This is a genomic window from Bradyrhizobium sp. RT6a (genome assembly GCF_040547675.1).
Taxonomy (GTDB): domain Bacteria; phylum Pseudomonadota; class Alphaproteobacteria; order Rhizobiales; family Xanthobacteraceae; genus Bradyrhizobium.
Map to the genome: position 1 here is coordinate 1 of NZ_JBEPQC010000028.1, position 1393 is coordinate 1393.

The following is a 1393-nucleotide window of genomic DNA, read 5'->3' on the forward strand; positions in this document are numbered from 1 at the left end:
AACTCGGCTGGATCGCTCGGCAGCTCATCAGGCAAATCACTCATTGGCCCGAGTCTGTCATGCTTCGCGCCCCGATGCAGCGAAGATTTTATGTCTTACGCAAGCGCTTTCGGCTGCGGGATTCGAGGTGTCATTCGGCCTGCAATATTGGGTCTGACTCATTTCCGATGAAGTTTGCCGGGCGACTGTGGTTCTCAAACGGAGAATCAGCGCCATGCGGACGGGCTTTCAAATCTCATCGCTAGTACCGAGTGGTTTGGTGTTTGATGGTGTAAGTGACTCAATGGATTCGCTTATTCTGTCTGTTAGGTCGGAAGCTGCGGAGGCTCGGTGCCCTTTGTGCGCGACAGCGTCTAGCCGCATCCATAGCCGCTACGTCCGGCACGTTGCCGATTTGCCATCAGCGGGCAGAAAGGTGCGCCTCCGATTACTCACGCGGCGCTTCACATGCGAGGTGCCGCATTGCCGCCGGCGGATCTTCGCGGAGCGGTTCGGAGAAGACATCGTCCCGCTGCGACGGCGCCGGACAGCGCGGCTGGAATACATCGTCCATCACTTGGGGTTGGCACTCGGCGGCCGGCCGGCGGCAAGCTTCGCCAAGCGGCTCATGCTGCCTGTCAGCAACGATACCTTGCTACGGGTGGTCCGTCGGCGGACGGCGATGCCGACAGATCCATTGCTTGTTGTGGGCATCGATGACTGGGCGTTCCGGAGAAACCATCGATACGGGACGATCGTGTGCGATTTGGAGCGTCGGCGGATCGTTACCCTGCTGCCCGACAGGGAGACTGCGACCGTTCGGGCGTGGCTATCGAAGCACCCAGCGATCAACATTGTGTCGCGAGATCGCGGTGGTGGATACGGCGAGGCAGCAGCTAAGGCGCTCCCGAACGCCATCCAGGTCGCCGACCGCTGGCATCTGATGGAAAATGCGAGCGCGGCCTTCCTTGATGCGGTGCGCCGCTCCATGAACAGAATCCGAACCGCAATCGGAGCGACAACGATCAACCCAGAATTGCTGACCTATGCGGAAAAGCTGCGCTATCAGGGCTATCTGCGGCGCCAGGACAGCCATGCCGCAATTGCGGCTCTCGTCAGCGACGGTGTGCCGTTCAAGGAAATCGTCCGCCGCACAGGACATAGTCGCAATCTGGTTCGCCAAATTAGCCGCGGTGGCGGTACGGATATGTTCCGCACCCGTCAAAGCACCCTGGACGGGCATCTGCCGTTCCTGGGCGCGCAATGGTCAGGCGGCTGTCGCAACGGTGCCGAACTCTGGCGCCGTTTGAAGGGACAAGGTATCCCTCCATTGAGGGCCGCCTTGCTTGATGAGCGGGATCGCTGCAGGTCCTAGGGGTAATCCTAGGAGAAGCGCTATGACGATTTCGAGGGC

General features: G+C 60.2%; 1 pseudogene. It reads left to right on the plus strand.

Annotation, left to right across the window (positions count from 1 at the left end):
• Positions 1 to 214 precede the first annotated feature (214 nt).
• Positions 215 to 1300 (plus strand): annotated as a pseudogene (locus ABIC03_RS39190) (ISL3 family transposase); the annotation flags it as partial.
• Positions 1301 to 1393: the final 93 nt, after the last annotated feature.